Consider the following 14,494-nt stretch of genomic DNA (forward strand, 5'->3'; position numbering starts at 1 on the left):
TGCCTCCGGGGGAATAGATAGGAAATCTGACTTACTATTGCCCCCGGCCGGAACACTGTCAATAGGGGAGACGTCCTCTCTGTAGTCTTGTGTCGTGACGACAGCCGACTACGCGGACCAGATCAAACACCTCGATGCCACGCTCCGATCCATCGAAGGCGTGCTTGACCTTGCCAAGTTGCGCAAGGACAAAGGTGAGCTGGAGACGGCCGCCTCGGCACCCGATCTCTGGGACGACCAGGCCAAGGCCCAGGACGTCACCTCCCGGCTGTCCTATGTGAACAGTGAAATCGACCGCCTGCTCGGCCTGCGCCGCCGCGTCGATGACGTGAGCGTGCTGCTCGAGCTGGCCCAGGACGAGGAAGATGCGGGCTCGCTGGCCGAGGTCGGCACCGAGATCACCTCGCTGGCGAAGGCCATCGAGGAGATGGAGGTGCGCACGCTGCTGTCGGGCGAGTACGACGAACGTGAGGCCCTGGTCGCCATCCGCGCCGGCGCGGGCGGCGTGGATGCCGCCGACTTCGCCGAGATGCTGCTGCGCATGTACCTGCGCTGGGCCGAACGGCACGGCTATGCCACCGAGGTCTACGACACCTCGTACGCGGAGGAGGCCGGGCTCAAGTCGGCCACCTTCACCGTGAAGGCTCCTTACGCATATGGGACTTTGAGCGTGGAGTCGGGTACCCACCGATTGGTGAGAATCAGCCCATTCGACAACCAGGGGCGCAGGCAGACCAGCTTTGCCGGGGTCGAGGTGCTTCCCGTGGTGGCGCAGACCGACCACATCGACATTCCAGACAATGACATTCGGGTCGATGTCTATCGGTCAAGCGGCCCAGGTGGGCAGAGCGTCAACACCACCGACTCGGCGGTGCGCATCACCCACATCCCCACCGGCATCGTGGTCACCTGCCAGAACGAGAAGTCGCAACTGCAGAACAAGGCTTCCGCGCTGCGGGTGTTGCAGGCCCGGTTGCTCGAGCGCAAGCGCCAGGAGGAGCAGGCCAAGCTCGAGGGGCTCAAGACCGACGCGGCCGGTTCGTGGGGCGATCAGATGCGCTCCTACGTGCTGCATCCCTATCAGATGGTCAAGGACCTGCGCACCGAATATGAGACCGGGAACCCGTCCGCGGTCTTCGACGGGGAGATCGACGACTTCGTCGAAGCAGGAATCAAGTGGCGAAAGCAACGTCAGACCGATTCTTAATAAGGGTGATTCGGTCATCACGCCCCAGGTGTACTTGGTGATCGCCGGAGACGGCGTAGACTCTCGCCCGTGATTCGACTCGACCATGTGACAAAGACCTACCCGAAGGCGTCGCGACCCTCGCTGGACGACGTGTCTGTGTCGATCGAGAAGGGTGACTTTGTCTTCTTCATCGGTCCGTCAGGCTCGGGAAAGTCGAGCATCATCAAGCTGTTGCTGCACGAGATCACGCCCACCCGCGGCAAGATCAACGTGAACGGCAAGGACGTCACGGCCATGCGTTCCTGGAAGATCCCCAGCTTCCGGCGTTCCATCGGCTGCGTCTTCCAGGACTTCCGGCTGCTGCCGAACAAGACCGCCTACGAGAACGTCGCCTTCGCCCTCGAGGTGATCGGCAAGTCCAAGGCGGTGGCTCGCCGGGTGGTCCCCGAGGTGCTGGAGCTGGTGGGTCTGGGCGGCAAGGAGCACCGCTACCCGCACGAGCTGTCCGGTGGTGAGCAGCAGCGTGTCGCCGTGGCCCGGGCCTTCGTCAACCGCCCGCTGATCCTGCTGGCCGACGAGCCCACAGGAAACCTCGACCCCGACACGTCGATCGAAATCATGCGTCTGCTGGACCGGATCAACCGGACCGGTACGACCGTCGTCATGGTCACCCATGACTCCAACATCGTGAACCAGATGCGCCGCCGGGTTATTGAAATCGAAGGCGGCCGGATCGTCCGAGACCAGGCACGCGGCGTCTACGGCTGAGCCTGCCTACCCCCAATCGACGATCTGACCGTCCTAGCCGGAGGTAATTCCCCCGATGCGCGCAAAATACGTATTACAAGAGGTCCTGATCGGGCTTTGGCGCAACGTCACCATGACCATCGCCATGATGATCACGATGACCGTGTCGCTGTCCATGCTCGGCGCCAGCCTGCTGTTGTACTTGCAGGTCGAGGACATGAAGGACTACTACTACCAGCAGGTAGAGGTGTCGATCTACCTCAAGGGCGACATCAACGACGAGCAGCGAACGGCGATCAAGGACAAGCTCGCGGGCGACGGTCTCGTCAAAGAGTCCTTCTACGAGAGCAAAGAGCTCGCGTACGAGAACTTCAAGAAGATGTTCAGTGACGCCCAGGACATGGTCGAGTCGGTGGGACCGGCCGAGATGCCTGAGTCGTTCCGCGTCAGCCTGAAGGACCCGACGAAGTTCGAGCAGATCAACACCGACTACAAGGAGCTGCCCGGCGTCCAGAGCATTGTCGATCAGCAGAAGCTGCTGGCGAAGGTGTTCGACGTGCTCGGGGCCATCCAGAGCCTGTCGCTGGTGGTGGCGGGCGTGATGGGGATAGCGGCGTTGCTGCTGGTGGCCAACACGATTCAGGTCGCCGCCTACAGCAAGCGCCGCGAGGTCTCGGTGATGAAGCTGGTCGGCGCCTCGAACTGGTTCATCCAGATGCCGTTCGTGCTTGAGGCTGTGTTCGCGGCGGTGCTGGGCTCGCTGCTCGCCGGTGTCATGCTGATCTTCGTCAAGGTCTTCCTCCTGGAGGGCTCGCTCTCCGCGCTGACCAACCTGCTCACGCCAGTGAGCTGGGGCGATGTGCTGATCATGTTCCCGGTCCTGGCAGGTGCTGGCGGCATCGTGAGCGCCGTTACCGCCTGGATCACCCTGCGCTTCTACATCCGCGTCTAGTTACTGCCGCGCGTTGCCTTAAGCGCCATTATTGCCATTTGTCTGGATTGGGCCCGGATGCGAGCTATAGAGTGCTTGCATGCGGGCTCAACCTTTGCTCCTGATCCTGCTAGCGCTGGTGAATATCGGCTGGGCCCAGCCCACCGACCCGCGCGAGGACAAGAAGCGCATCGATGCCGAGTTGGCTCAGACCGGCGCCCTGTTGGAGACCGCGTCAGCCAGCGCCCGGGAGGCCGTAGCCCTGCTGGCCCAGTTGAACCAAAGCGTGCCTGCGGCGCAGCAGCGCGCAGCGCAGGCGCGCGGAGCCGCCGCGGCAGCCGAAAACGAGGTCGTCACCAGCCAGCGCGTCGCCGAACAGAGGCGGCTCGCTTCCGAACAGGCCGGACGCCGCTATGACGTGGCGGCCGACCGGGTCCAGGACGGCCGGGAGCGCCTTGGCCGGTTCGCCGCCGCCACCTACGCCGGCGGCGATGTCGCCGAGTTCAACGCTCTGATCGCCGCGGGCGGCCCGGCCCAGCTGGCCCAGCGCATCGGCTACGCCAGGAAGGTGGCCGAGTCCAAGAAGGAGGCGGTCGATCAGCTGGTGGGCGCGCTCTGGGACGCCAAGCACGTGTCCAACGAAGCCGGGCTGGCCAGACGCGCGGCCGACGACGCCGTGGCGCAGGCGCGTGTCGCCGCCGCGGAAGCTGTCCGCGCCCGCGACGAAGCCGACGCTGCCGAACGCGCCGCCCTGGCCCTGGTACAGCAGCAGGAGCAGGCGGTGGCCGCGGCCGAGGCCTATCGCGCTGAGATGCTGCAGCGCCACGAGGAGACGAAACGGGAAAGCGAGCGGATCGCGGCGGAACTTCGGGCGTGGGAAGCGGCTCAGGCACAGGCCGGAAAGCCGGGGCCGGTGCTGCAGCCTGGAGCGCGCCTGCTGATGCCGGTCAGCGGCTGGAAGTCCAGCGACTTCGGGCAGCGCTACGACCCCTACTACCAGGTGTGGCAGCTGCACGCCGGCATGGACATCGCTGCCAGCGGCGGCGACCCCATCTACGCGGCTGCCGACGGCCAGGTCGTCTCGGCGGGATGGCGTGGCGGATATGGCAACTACACGTGCATTTCGCACGGCAGTTTCCAGGGCAGCAACCTGTCCACGTGCTACGCGCATCAGTCGAGCATTCTGGTCAGCAACGGGCAGTGGGTCAGCCGTGGGCAGCTGATCGGCCGGGTGGGGACCACGGGCGCCTCGACCGGAGACCATCTGCACTTCGAGGTGCGCCTCGACGGGGATCCGACCGATCCGGCCGGCTGGCTTCCCGGGTGCCTCTGCTGATCTCATTCGACCGCCCCGCCTGGCGGCCGGTAGACTTGCCCAGCTTACGAGGAGGGATTGGTCATGCCACGGGAAAAGGGGCGCAAGGTCGTCGCGTCCAACCGCAAGGCGCGGCACGACTACGCCATCCTCGACACCTTCGAAGCGGGTCTGAAACTGACCGGCACGGAGGTGAAGTCGCTGCGGCTGGGCCGCGCTTCGCTTGTCGACGCGTTCGCGCAGGAGCGCGATGGAGAGTTGTATCTTCACGCTATGCACATTCCCGAATACACACAGGGAACGTGGACGAATCACGAGCCGAGGCGCACCCGCAAACTTCTCCTCAACCGCCTCGAAATCAACCGGCTCACCCACAAGCTGGCCGAGTCGGGATTGACGCTGGTCCCCTTATCGATTTATTTCAAGGATGGCTGGGCCAAGGTCGAGCTGGGGCTCGCCCGCGGTAAGCGGGACTACGACAAGCGCCAGGACCTGGCCAAACGCGACGCCAATCGGGAGATCAACCGCGAGCTCGGGCGCAGATCCAAAGGCATCGGGTAGCCCTCAGCGACGATCGTCCGATGGTGTCAACCGGCCGTTCGCCGGTACTGTCCCCCAACGTGGGGAGACATCGACCGGATCACCATGAGACTCCATTTGCAGAAGGCGCGTTGCGTCCCGCAACGGTCGAAGAGCTGGCGGCGGCCGAGCGTTCGGAGCAGCCGTCCCTGAGCGCCTCCATAAGAGACAGAGCCAAGAAACCGCTCGTGATCGGGGCGGCCACGGCCTCGCTCCTGGTGGCCGGGGCGGGTGCCGTCGCGCTCGCCCACGTCGACTCTCCGCCGACCATGGTGCAACCCCAGGGCGAAGCAGCCCCATTCGGAGTGGGCTATGTGGACGGTTTCGGTGAGCATTCGCCAAAACCCACCGAGAAGACTTCGCCAAAGCAATCGACGAAACCCAAATCCGCGGCGGCGGCTCCGCAGATGACTCCGCCCGGCCAGCCCACCATCGTGGTGGCGTCCTCGGAGGCGACACCGTCGATCGACGGGGGCGTGGTGGTCGAGGAAGGCGAGCTGGCCGCCGTCTACTGGGTGGCCGCGTGGCGCAACTCCTACGACGTCTACGTTTGGGTGCACAACAGCGGGTCGGCGCCGGCCAGCTGGAACCTGCGCATCCAGTTGCCCGCCAACACCACCATCTCCGCGACCTGGGCGGCACACCGCGAAGGCCATGCCAACAACGCCTGGGTTTTCACCCCGGCGCAGGGTGGCATGCTCGCGCCGGGCCGCACCTATCTGTTCGCCTTCGAGGGCAAGAGGCCTTCTGGCGCATTCGCGCTGAAGTCGTGCACGGTAAACGGCATCGCCTGTACAAAATTCGGTGGCGCAGCATAATAGACGACCGTGGGTGACGTGCAGACGACGGTCGATCTCCCGTACCCAGCGGAGGTGGTGTGGAAGGCGCTGACCGACCGCCGGTGGCTGGGCGAGTGGTTCATGCCCACCGATCTCGAGCCGGTAGCCGGGGGTGCCTACCGAGCCTTCCCGCCGCCGGGACTTTCCGGGTTCACCGCCGCCTTTGCCATCGATGTCGTCACAGTGCTTGTCCCGCAACGGCTCGTGATGAGATTTCGCGGGGAGCAGCTGCACGCCGAGGTCAGCTGGGAGCTGACCGAGACCGGTGACGGGTCGCGCCTGCTGGTTTCCCAGACCGGCTTTCTCGGTCTGGAGAGCGAACGCCGCCGGGCCGAAATCCTTGGCACATATGAGTTTTTGTTCCAACAGCGGCTTCCCGTGCTGCTGGAACGGCTTGCTGCGGCCGAGGTTGCCCCGGCACCGGAGAAGGTTCAAGCTCAGCCGGTGGTGAGGGCGCCTTTGCCCGTACCCCAAAAAATCATGCCTAAGGAAAAGCCTCGCTGGCGGGTGGGAGTGCTCTCGATTTTAGGGGCGATGATTTTGACGGTACTGATCGCGAGCACCTTCGCCACCATGATGTTGAGCCAACCCGATCTCCCCGCCGCCATCGCGACCTCGGCCCGCGGGCCGGCCACCGCAGTCCAGCCCGGGGTCAGCGCGACCGGAAGATCCCGCCAGCCGACACCGTCGCGGGCGGGCCGCCCAGGGCCCAGCGCCTCCGCCTCGCTGGCGTCCCCGCTGCTGGCCAGTTACCGCACTGATTCCGACTCGGAACTTGGCTACATTGGGGCGATCACCATTCAGGCCGGTCCACAGCCCGTCACCGACTGGACCGCCACCGTCGAGCTGCCGCAGGGGGCGACCGTGACAAGCGCTTGGGATCAGATCGATTTTCGGCAGAACGGCCGGCACGTGACGTTCACCCCGGGCTTGGCGCATCAAAGCGTTTCCAAGGGAGCGCAGTTCACCTTCTTCTTCCAGGTCGGCGAGGTGGTCGATCTGGGCATGCCGATCGCCTGCAGCGTGAACGAAGTGCCATGCGCTGGCCTCGTCTGAACCTGCCGACGGACCGCCGGGTCCGCCTGATCAGCGTCATCGGCTCTGCCGTGCTCGTCGTGTTGATCGCCACCACCGCCGCTGTGCTGCTCAATTCCGGCCCGGCCGCCAGCCCGCAGGACTTCACCTACGACGATCGGCTCGGCCTGCAAACCGCAGCCCAGTCGGGTCCACCCGGTTCTTCACCGGGAACGCAGCCTCGCCCGACGACCTCGCCCACCACCCCCGCCGCGTCGCCGCTGGCCGGAGCCGGGCCGAGCGCGCCCGCCGGAGGCACCTTGGCCTCCTACAAGACCATCGCTCTGCTGGGCCTCGGCGGATTCGACACCGAGGTCACGGTCACCAACCCGGGCGAGGCCAACTGGCAGCTCGTGCTCACCATGCCCGCGGACCGGGTGGTGGAGAACCGCTCCACCGATCAGGTCAAGATGACACAAAACGGCACTACTGTGACGTTGACCCCAGTGCGGGTCGCGGACAAGACAGTGGTCTTTACCGTGCGCTTTCCGGCATTGCTGGCGCTGGGAAAATCGGTCACCGCGTGCACCATCGACGGACGGGCTTGCAGCGCGTCTTAGTGGATACCGGAATGACTTCGCTTAGCTCACGCGTTAGGCTAGACGGATCAATCCATCAGGGGGTGACAGGTTTCGACATTGTGAGCAGAGGCAGGAGAAGCGAGCCGAGGAAGCCGACGTCGTCTCGAGAATCGGTCGTCGGAAAACCAATAAGCGCCAACACTAACGTGAAGCGCGACTTCGCTCTCGCCGCCTAGGCGAGACGCGGGTCTGTCGGACTGGGAGTGCCCATGGCCCAGTATCCGGCATCAGTTAATGGGCTGGCCAATTTAGCCCCGTCGGGGGGCTAATGCGGCGAGATTAATCCCGACTGGGCCCGTCACACCGACTTGCTTGCGTGATCGGAGGGGCCGAGTAGAGGCACAGCAAGCTGCGCTCGGAGAAGCCCTGGCAAAGCCGCGATGGACCCGGGTTCGATTCCCGGCACCTCCACCAGATGGTCGTTAGTCAAACCCCGGCTCGCAGTAGCCGGGGTTTTTGGCGTGTGCAGCTCCCGTCGGGGTGGCGGGAATCCGCCATGTCGCGAACCCAGTCTTGATCTCGACAACCGCAGGTCTGGTGGCAGTCTCAGACGATTCACTAACGTGCTCGCATGTCACGCAGTTTGATCGCCGTTGCGCTTGTCGCCATTGCCCTGAGCGGTGCGGGTTGCTCGTCCACGTCCGACAAGAACGCCAGCAATCCGCCACCCGCATCGGCCGGCAAGACCACTTCATCGAGTCAGAGTGCGGCCCTCCCTGAGTGCCCGACCTCCGAGACGGTGAAGGCCGAGCTCGGATTCGACTACGGCAACCTCGTCGTCAGCGGCAAAACGAAGGACCGCACCTGCAACTACGTCGCGCCGGAGGTTGGCCTCGCCAGCATCCACTTCGAAAAGATGCCTACGACCGCGGAGTTCAATGCGGTGAAGTCCGGCCATAGCGTCGGCGGACGGAAGGTGACCGACCTCAGCGGCCTGGGTGATCAGGCGTTCTCAAGCGTGTTGACGACCGCCGCTGGCATCGACACGAACACCATCGGGGCGCGCAAGGGCACCCTCCTGCTTGTCATAACGTCACGGGCGTCTCTTGACAAAGAGAAAGCTTTTGCGGCCAAGCTCCTTGGTTAAGCCTGGTTATCGAGGTCATCGGGCGCTAGAGTCTGGTGCCCATGGCGGGATCAAGTTTGGGCGGCGACCCTGCGGCTCTGCGCGTCCTGGCAACGCTGCTGCGATCGCGGCCACAGACGTTGCCGGAGTTGCGGGGGCTGCGTGGCCTGCCGACCAGCGACCTCGATGGGGTGCTGGAACGGTTGGTGCGGTCCGGATTCATCGAGCTGTCCGGAGACCGGATCTTGTATCACGCTCCAGATCGGGCCGTGGAGGCGCAAGCCGCCGCACTGGCGGAGCTAGTCACGTTGCTGCCGGACCTCACCCGGGAGTGGCAGCGTGGGGGAAACACTGCTGTGGTGATCGACGCCGAACTTGTCCACGGTCATGAGCAGCAGTGGCGGCCTGGGCCCGGCACGCCGCCCTGACCCCTCCGAAGGCGCCGCTGAATCTCTACCCGACCCTGGATGTCGTACGCGATGTGATCGCACCTACCCTGGCGGACGCGGTCACGCCCTACCGGAAGGGGATGAGCCAGTCGCGAGCGGTGATTCCGGCCTCCGTGGTGATTACCGATGAGGATCGCAGGGTGATGAGCCTCCTGACCGGAGCAGGTGTGAACCTGCGACTGGCCCGAAATGTCGACACCTGGCTTTACTCGGACCCGGAAGTGTTGTGTGCCTTGCCTGTCGTGTGGGGCGAGCATCCGCCGACCAGCATCATGATTGTCCGCGATCCCGCGGTCCGGGCCGTGACCGCCGCCTACGCCGAGCTGGTCTGGGCAGGCGCTGTGCCCTACCGCGAGCCCGTGCGGGAGTGGCTTGATGTGCTGCGCATGCTGTCGCTGGGCATGACCGACCGTGATATCGCCACAGCGCACAACACTTCGCAGCGCACCGTGGAGCGGCGCATCGCCGAGGCTATGGCCCACTATCGGGTGGCTACCCGATTCGAGCTGGGCATGGCGTGGTCGGCTGAACAGACACAAAAATCTGATCGGTGAACACCCACTTCGCCATTAGTCATGCTGCTCCATCCGCGGATGGAGCAGCAATCGCTATCGCGCCTCAGGTGTAGATCGTTCCAGTCCAAAGCGTGAAATTCGTATACGGTCCCTTCACGATGATCGATGCGCGATAGCCGTCGACCGTCGACCAGTCGGGATAGGTGACCGAGGCGGACCAGGTGGTCGGGCAGGTCAGCGGCCCAGTGTTCTTCTGCGTGCGGATCACTTCTTGACCGTTGTACGAGATGGTCACCACCAGATACCCAGGGCAGAACCCGCTCGTGGCAGCGCAACCCCATCCGCCGTAGCCCTCGACCTTGCCGGGTGTAGTGGTGTCACTAACCACGACGGTCGCACTGCACTCCCGGAAGAAGTTGTTCTTGGAGTTGCCCGATGACACGGCCGAAGCCGGCATCGCTGTCGACACCAGGGCCGCGAGCACAGTCACCACGACGATCGCCAGCCGCTTCATGACGCGATCGTCCCGGTGGTGATCCGGACCTCCGCGTAGATCGCGCCTGACATCCACAGTTTCGCGTACCAGTTCTGGCTTCCGGCAATGTTGGTGGCGGTGACCTCGCCGTGCCCGGTGGCCGCAAACTTGTCGTAGTTCTTCGCCTGTGAAGCTACCTTGGTGCCGTTCCGGTACAGATCGATGGTGAGAACGCCACCCCACACGGCCGGGCTCGGGCAGCTCCAGCCGCCCCAGGCCTCAATCTTGCCGGGCGAGCCGATAACAGAGTCCGATACATAGAGCGACGCGTCGCAACCGGCCCAGAAGTTTTCGTCGACCCCGGAGGCCGTCTTGGCCATCGCCGGTGCCTGCACGACCGCTATACACATCGCCACCGCCGCGACAGAAACGGCTGCCCGTAACATGTTCCTCAAATCGCAATCCTCCTATGTAGACGTTTGCACGTAGGATCAGCGATTTACATTCCTCCGGCAAGAACATTTCCAGCCAGAGAAAACACCCTGTTCAAGCGTGAAGTTGTTCGAAGTCGAGCGCGACGCGAAATGTCCACTGTGGACAAAACGGCGCCCGGGTTGCCCCGGGCGCCGCCTGTTTTACCGAGTCAGGTCAGGACATGACCTTGACCTTCATCGTGGTGCCGCTCACCGACTGGACAATGATCTTCACGCCGACCGCGGGAAGAATCACGCCATGGTTTGGCAGCTCGGGATACCAGTAGGTCCGGCCGTCATCGAAGACCGGCTGGGCGTTGCTGCCGTTGACGTGCATGAGCACGCCGTTCTGGTGCAGGTCGAAACCTGGCACCGCGGTGAGGCCGAACGGTGCGTCAAATACCTGAACGCGAGCGCGCCAGTATGCGCCGTCGGCCCGCAGCTGCGGCTGGGGATGCGCGTCGATGTACAGGTTTCGGCCACTGCCAGGGTGTGCGAAGGTGTCGTTGTCGTTGTATGACCTGTCCCAGTAGGAGATCAAAAGACCCTGCTGGTACGAGAAGTGGTCCACCTTGTCTGGCAGTGCCGCGCCGTACCCGAAGTAATACGGGCCGGTCTGGAGATACCTGTCGTAGGAAACGTAGGAACGGTTTCCTGCGATGTAGAAATGGTCGTACATCGTCGTGAAGCTGGCACCAGCAGCGGTGAAACCGCTGAGGGTCCAGCCATTGTCGCCACTCTCCGCCCCATCGCTGAGCACCGTGGCCCCACCAGCGGTGAGGTTGATGTCATCGATGAAGATGCCGTTTGGCAATGCGCCGTCGTTGCCGGCGGCCGCGGTGTCGGTGGAGTAGCGGAATCGCAACCCGATGGTTTGGTTGGCGTAGGCGGACAGATCGAAGGAAGCCGGCGTGTAAGCCGCCTGCACACCGTCGATGCCGTTGCCTTCGTCCACCTTGGTGATGTTGCCGGGGATCGCCGTCCAGTGGGCACCACTGTCGGTGCTGACCTCAACGTATGCATAGTCGCACGGGTCGGGGCCGCAGTCTTCGATGTCCCAGCGGGCTTTGAAGGTCAGGCTCGCCGAGCCTGCCGGCAGCGTTACTTGCCTGGTCAGCGTGTTCTCCAGGCCATTTGCATCGCCACTGAACCACTGTTTCGCACCGGAGGCCGGCGCGCCGAGTTGGGTGACAACAGGTTTCTTAGGCAGTGTTACCACTAGTGCCTGTGGCTTGGCCGAGTTGTATTCCTCCGGGCCCAGGTTGATGGTCTGCTGGCCGGAGCCCGCCTGAACCGTTGCATAGTTCAGCCAGCCCAGTTGCAGCTTGTTCCACGCACCCAGGTCACCGGCCCGGTCGCCGATGCTCTGTTCACCCGCGGCGCCCAGGCGGCTTTGCGCCATGAGCGTCCAGTACTCGCTGTTGTTGTCACCGCCGCTGAGGACGTTGTAGTCGTCCGGCAGGCCCAGGTCGTGACCGTACTCGTGGAAGAACACGCTACGGCCGCCGTTCTCAGGCTGGATCGTGTAGTCGTAGATCCAGATTCCCGAGGTGCCGATCTGGTTGCCACCGTTCAGGTTGTTCACCGGACCGGCGCTGCCGATCAGGTTCTGGAAGGTGGCCCAGCGGTGACTCCAGATCGCGTCCTCACCCTGGAAAGGGTCACCGTCGGCTTGGTCGCCTCCGGAGTGAACGATCTGGAAGTGGTCGATGTAGCCATCCGACTCGTTGAAGTTGCCATCGCCGTCAAAGTCGTAGCGGTCCCACTGGTCGAACGTGGCAAGCTCGGCGTTGACGTCGGCGGCGGAACGGCCGGAGGCCAATTGGTCTGCATACCACTGGTTGGCCGCGTCGCGGACCAGTGCCCAGGTGTTGGTGCAGACGTTGCTCCCACACGGGAAGCCGTTTGACCGGCCATAGCGCGCCTCGTTGTAAGGCACCTTGACCCAGTTCGTCACCGTGCCGTTCACGCTGTAACGGCCCGAAGACTGGCTCTCGTAGTAGGTTTTGAGCGATTCCACGCCTGCGCCCGAGCCGAAATACATCTGCTCGAAGTAAGCCTGGTTGTAGTCAGGCCGCCAGTTCGTGGAATTGTCCACCGCGCGGTCGGGCGCGGGGATCTCGTTGCGCAGCGGTCCGTCGAAACGGGCCGGGCCAGGGGTTGCCGCATCGGTGTCCTGGTCCGGGTAGCTCGGGTGCCGCGTGTTGCCAAACTCGGCGAGAATGACAAAGACCCGGTCGGTCGCCTCGCGAGCGAGCTCGACGTACTGGTCCCCACCCGAAGGTGTGCCCTTCGGGCCTTTCTTTCCGAGTTTGACAACGGTGCTGGCGCCACGCTTCTCGGCCTTCTTGGTCCCATTGATGACCTGGGAGAGTGCCTCCTCGCGTAGCTCACGGCGCTTTGCTTCCGACGGGTTGGACAACTCGTCGGAAATCAGTGCCGGTTCCCCGGTCGCTGTAACCGCGTTCGGTGTGGTGACACCCGGTGTGGCGTTGGCCGCGGAACCCAGGGTTGGGCTCAGCGCTGCCAATGTCACTCCGAGCATCCCCACGGCGATTTTGCGCATGGTGCCTCCGGAAGGGGGTTGAACCCCTCGGGGTGGAGGGGAGAGGCCCCGAAGCTAGGCCAGGACTGTTGTCTTCCGGAAGATCAGCCGCGAAGAAGTTTTCGTACTGATATTAAGTGAACGCTTCCTTGACGCATGCCGTTATGGGTATATGATCGCCTCATGGCACGAGCAGCGACGACGTCGGACGTGTTCAACGCGATCGCCGAGCCGCAGCGCCGGGAGATCCTGGTGCTGCTGCGGGCGGGTGAGCGGCCGGTGACCGAGTTGGCGCAGGAGCTGGGGATGACCCAGCCGGGGGCGTCCAAGCACCTTCGGGTGCTTCGCGAGGTCGGGCTGGTGCGCGATCGCAAGGCGGGCAAGCAGCGCCTGTACGGCCTTGACGCCCGCGGGCTGCGGCCGGTTCACGAGTGGGCCGGCGGGTTCGAGCGGTTCTGGAACGAGAGCTTCGACCGGCTGGACGCTTACGTGCAGGACCTCAAAGCAGGCAAGGCAGGAAAGGAGTAGCTGATGAGCGCGACGGCCGACCGCGAGATCGTGATCTCGCGGGTCATCGATGCCCCACGGGAGCTGGTGTTCGAGGCGTTCACCGAGGTGCGGCACCTGTCGCGGTGGTGGGGGCCGGAGGGGTTCACCACCACCACGCGGTCCTTCGAGTTTCGTGTCGGCGGGGAGTGGGAGTTCGTGATGCACGGCCCGGACGGGACGGACTACCAGGAGTGGATTTCCTGGACTCAGATCGTCCCGCCGGAGGAGATTGCGTTGCTGCACGGGGAGTCCCGCGACGACCCGAACTCCTTCGAGTCGGTCCTCACCTTCGAGCCCGACGGTGCGGCGACCCGGATCCAGATGCGCACGGTCTTCCGCACCAAGGAGCTGCGCGACGAGGCGGTCGAGAAGTACCACGCGGTCGAGGGCGGCCAGCAGACCCTGGGCAACCTGGCCACGTACATCACAGAAATTGTTCGGAATGGAGCTGAGAACTGATGGCAGGCAAGGTGTTCTTCAGTGTGACGATGTCACTGGACGGTTTCATCGCGCCCGGGTCTCTCGGGGAATTGATGGGCCAGCAGTGGATGGAACTGCAGCAGTGGGTTTTCCCGCTGCGATTCTTTCGGGAGAACCTCAAGCTCGGCGAGGGCGGCGAGGAAGGGCGCGACAACGACATCGCGCGGGAGACGTTCGAGCGCACCGGCGCGAGCGTGATGGGCAAGCGCATGTTCGACGCGGGCGAGCAGATGTGGCCGGCGGAGGCGCCGTTCCACACACCGGTGTTCGTCGTGACGCACGAGAAACGTGACCCCTGGGAGCGGCCGGGTGGGACCACTTTCCACTTCGTCAACGACGGCATCGAAACCGCGCTCGACCAGGCCCGCGAGGCCGCCGGTGACCGAGACGTCCGCATCGCGGGTGGCGGCGCGACAATCCTGGAATACGTGAACGCCGGCCTGATCGACGAGTTCTCGATCGCGCTCTCACCCGTGCTGTTCGGTGCCGGAGTCCGCCTTTTCGAGGGTGTGGACGCGGGCCGTGTGGCGCTGGATCCGATCCGCGCGGAGCCGACGCGGCGGGTGACCCATCTGACCTACGCGGTCCGGGAGCGATAACGCCCCGACCACTACAGCCAAGAATGTGGCAAGGCTGAAGCAAGACTGCGCTGCGAGCATCCAGGGCGACATCTGCACTAGCCTGGAG

General features: G+C 64.2%; 17 protein-coding genes and 1 other RNA gene. 15 read left to right on the forward strand and 3 right to left on the reverse strand.

From position 1 onward, the window contains the following. Positions 1-94: 94 nt before the first annotated feature. The 12 genes from prfB to Rhe02_RS25630 all read left to right on the forward strand — a co-directional run bounded on the left by prfB (position 95) and on the right by Rhe02_RS25630 (position 9,324). Positions 95-1,207: a peptide chain release factor 2 gene (gene prfB / locus Rhe02_RS25575; protein WP_203910891.1), complete on the forward strand. Its 1,113-nt coding sequence runs from the start codon at positions 95-97 to the stop codon at positions 1,205-1,207. A gap of 69 nt (positions 1,208-1,276) precedes the next feature. Then, positions 1,277-1,957 (forward strand): cell division ATP-binding protein FtsE, encoded by a 681-nt coding sequence (ftsE, locus tag Rhe02_RS25580; protein WP_203910892.1) that lies wholly within the window; start codon positions 1,277-1,279, stop codon positions 1,955-1,957. 55 nt (positions 1,958-2,012) lie between these two features. Next, the gene (gene ftsX, locus Rhe02_RS25585) at positions 2,013-2,888 is read left to right on the forward strand and encodes a permease-like cell division protein FtsX (RefSeq protein ID WP_203910893.1); all 876 of its coding nucleotides are present in this window, start codon (positions 2,013-2,015) and stop codon (positions 2,886-2,888) included. Between the two features lie 79 nt (positions 2,889-2,967). After that, a complete protein-coding gene (locus tag Rhe02_RS25590; RefSeq protein WP_203910894.1) occupies positions 2,968-4,203 on the forward strand; it encodes a M23 family metallopeptidase in 1,236 nt (411 codons plus the stop codon). Between the two features lie 63 nt (positions 4,204-4,266). Then, the gene (gene smpB / locus Rhe02_RS25595) at positions 4,267-4,743 is read left to right on the forward strand and encodes an SsrA-binding protein SmpB (protein WP_203910895.1); all 477 of its coding nucleotides are present in this window, start codon (positions 4,267-4,269) and stop codon (positions 4,741-4,743) included. Between the two features lie 110 nt (positions 4,744-4,853). Further along, positions 4,854-5,579: a cellulose binding domain-containing protein gene (locus tag Rhe02_RS25600; protein ID WP_203910896.1), complete on the forward strand. Its 726-nt coding sequence runs from the start codon at positions 4,854-4,856 to the stop codon at positions 5,577-5,579. Positions 5,580-5,588: 9 nt separating this feature from the next. After that, on the forward strand, positions 5,589-6,656 hold the full coding sequence (locus tag Rhe02_RS25605; protein ID WP_203910897.1) for an SRPBCC domain-containing protein: 1,068 nt from the start codon (positions 5,589-5,591) through the stop codon (positions 6,654-6,656). Beyond that, positions 6,638-7,234, forward strand: coding sequence for a hypothetical protein (locus tag Rhe02_RS25610; protein ID WP_203910898.1), 597 nt, complete (start codon positions 6,638-6,640; stop codon positions 7,232-7,234). The genes Rhe02_RS25605 and Rhe02_RS25610 overlap by 19 nt, the downstream gene beginning before the upstream one ends. A 58-nt stretch (positions 7,235-7,292) precedes the next feature. After that, positions 7,293-7,669: a transfer-messenger RNA gene (gene ssrA, locus Rhe02_RS25615) on the forward strand. A 157-nt stretch (positions 7,670-7,826) separates the two neighbouring features. Then, positions 7,827-8,342 carry a hypothetical protein gene (locus Rhe02_RS25620; protein ID WP_203910899.1) on the forward strand — a complete coding sequence of 172 codons (516 nt, stop codon included), beginning with the start codon at positions 7,827-7,829 and terminating at the stop codon, positions 8,340-8,342. A gap of 41 nt (positions 8,343-8,383) precedes the next feature. Further along, on the forward strand, positions 8,384-8,749 hold the full coding sequence (locus Rhe02_RS25625; RefSeq protein ID WP_203910900.1) for a hypothetical protein: 366 nt from the start codon (positions 8,384-8,386) through the stop codon (positions 8,747-8,749). Next, positions 8,719-9,324 carry a helix-turn-helix transcriptional regulator gene (locus tag Rhe02_RS25630; protein ID WP_203910901.1) on the forward strand — a complete coding sequence of 202 codons (606 nt, stop codon included), beginning with the start codon at positions 8,719-8,721 and terminating at the stop codon, positions 9,322-9,324. Before Rhe02_RS25625 ends, Rhe02_RS25630 begins: the two co-directional genes overlap by 31 nt. Positions 9,325-9,388: 64 nt before the next feature. Here Rhe02_RS25630 and Rhe02_RS25635 read toward each other — a convergent pair whose 3' ends face one another. The 3 genes from Rhe02_RS25635 to Rhe02_RS25645 all read right to left on the reverse strand — a co-directional run bounded on the left by Rhe02_RS25635 (position 9,389) and on the right by Rhe02_RS25645 (position 12,784). Next, on the reverse strand, positions 9,389-9,799 hold the full coding sequence (locus Rhe02_RS25635; protein WP_203910902.1) for a hypothetical protein: 411 nt from the start codon (positions 9,797-9,799) through the stop codon (positions 9,389-9,391). Further along, positions 9,796-10,215 carry a hypothetical protein gene (locus Rhe02_RS25640; RefSeq protein WP_203910903.1) on the reverse strand — a complete coding sequence of 140 codons (420 nt, stop codon included), beginning with the start codon at positions 10,213-10,215 and terminating at the stop codon, positions 9,796-9,798. Before Rhe02_RS25640 ends, Rhe02_RS25635 begins: the two co-directional genes overlap by 4 nt. A gap of 193 nt (positions 10,216-10,408) precedes the next feature. Continuing rightward, entirely contained in the window at positions 10,409-12,784 is a 2,376-nt protein-coding gene (locus Rhe02_RS25645; protein ID WP_203910945.1) for an immune inhibitor A domain-containing protein, read from the reverse strand. A 177-nt stretch (positions 12,785-12,961) separates the two neighbouring features. On the opposite strand from Rhe02_RS25645, the gene Rhe02_RS25650 reads away from it, so the two are divergent. The 3 genes from Rhe02_RS25650 to Rhe02_RS25660 are packed head-to-tail and all read left to right on the forward strand — an operon-like array spanning position 12,962 to position 14,406. Further along, the gene (locus Rhe02_RS25650) at positions 12,962-13,306 is read left to right on the forward strand and encodes an ArsR/SmtB family transcription factor (protein ID WP_203910904.1); all 345 of its coding nucleotides are present in this window, start codon (positions 12,962-12,964) and stop codon (positions 13,304-13,306) included. Positions 13,307-13,309: 3 nt separating this feature from the next. Next, positions 13,310-13,786 carry an SRPBCC family protein gene (locus Rhe02_RS25655; protein ID WP_203910905.1) on the forward strand — a complete coding sequence of 159 codons (477 nt, stop codon included), beginning with the start codon at positions 13,310-13,312 and terminating at the stop codon, positions 13,784-13,786. Next, a complete protein-coding gene (locus Rhe02_RS25660) occupies positions 13,786-14,406 on the forward strand; it encodes a dihydrofolate reductase family protein (protein ID WP_203910906.1) in 621 nt (206 codons plus the stop codon). The genes Rhe02_RS25655 and Rhe02_RS25660 overlap by 1 nt, the downstream gene beginning before the upstream one ends. Positions 14,407-14,494 lie beyond the last annotated feature (88 nt).

This window comes from Rhizocola hellebori, from assembly GCF_016862955.1.
GTDB lineage: Bacteria > Actinomycetota > Actinomycetes > Mycobacteriales > Micromonosporaceae > Rhizocola > Rhizocola hellebori.

Bases quoted from the DNA above. Each gene is read 5' to 3' on its own strand.
- ftsX (WP_203910893.1), top strand. From the start codon at position 2,013: ATGCGCGCAAAATACGTATTACAAGAGGTCCTGATCGGGCTTTGGCGC.
- Rhe02_RS25590 (WP_203910894.1), top strand. From the start codon at position 2,968: ATGCGGGCTCAACCTTTGCTCCTGATCCTGCTAGCGCTGGTGAATATC.
- smpB (WP_203910895.1), top strand. From the start codon at position 4,267: ATGCCACGGGAAAAGGGGCGCAAGGTCGTCGCGTCCAACCGCAAGGCG.
- Rhe02_RS25610 (WP_203910898.1), top strand. From the start codon at position 6,638: ATGCGCTGGCCTCGTCTGAACCTGCCGACGGACCGCCGGGTCCGCCTG.
- Rhe02_RS25620 (WP_203910899.1), top strand. From the start codon at position 7,827: ATGTCACGCAGTTTGATCGCCGTTGCGCTTGTCGCCATTGCCCTGAGC.
- Rhe02_RS25625 (WP_203910900.1), top strand. From the start codon at position 8,384: ATGGCGGGATCAAGTTTGGGCGGCGACCCTGCGGCTCTGCGCGTCCTG.
- Rhe02_RS25635 (WP_203910902.1), bottom strand. From the start codon at position 9,799: ATGAAGCGGCTGGCGATCGTCGTGGTGACTGTGCTCGCGGCCCTGGTG.
- Rhe02_RS25650 (WP_203910904.1), top strand. From the start codon at position 12,962: ATGGCACGAGCAGCGACGACGTCGGACGTGTTCAACGCGATCGCCGAG.
- Rhe02_RS25655 (WP_203910905.1), top strand. From the start codon at position 13,310: ATGAGCGCGACGGCCGACCGCGAGATCGTGATCTCGCGGGTCATCGAT.
- Rhe02_RS25660 (WP_203910906.1), top strand. From the start codon at position 13,786: ATGGCAGGCAAGGTGTTCTTCAGTGTGACGATGTCACTGGACGGTTTC.